Annotated in this window: 1 protein-coding gene; it reads left to right on the top strand. The window is 64.8% G+C overall.

The features are described 5' to 3' along the window. Positions 1-91: 91 nt before the first annotated feature. The coding region (locus ABFX56_RS16330) for a Wzz/FepE/Etk N-terminal domain-containing protein (RefSeq protein WP_428834469.1) at positions 92-261 on the top strand (170 nt) is incomplete at its 3' end.

Here is a 261-nt window from a genome sequence, read left to right as displayed (position 1 = left end):
AAAAAGGGCAACAGCAAGGCCAACGTGATGCTGATGCCGGGCGACGTGATCATCATCCCCGAGAGCACGTTCTGAGCGGCGGGGCCGGGGCATGAACGGACTCCTCGACGAGCTGCGCGCCGCGCTGTTCAGTGTGTGGCACCGCAAGTGGATCGCTCTGGGCGTGGCCTGGGGCGTCTGCCTGCTTGGCTGGCTGGTCTTGGCCATGGTGCCCAACAGCTATGAATCGAAGGCCCGCATCCTCGTCCAGCTCGACGACCC

Source organism: Parafrigoribacterium mesophilum (genome assembly GCF_039652555.1).
Taxonomy (GTDB): domain Bacteria; phylum Actinomycetota; class Actinomycetes; order Actinomycetales; family Microbacteriaceae; genus Parafrigoribacterium; species Parafrigoribacterium mesophilum.
This window is presented reverse-complemented; position numbering and strand designations above follow the sequence as displayed.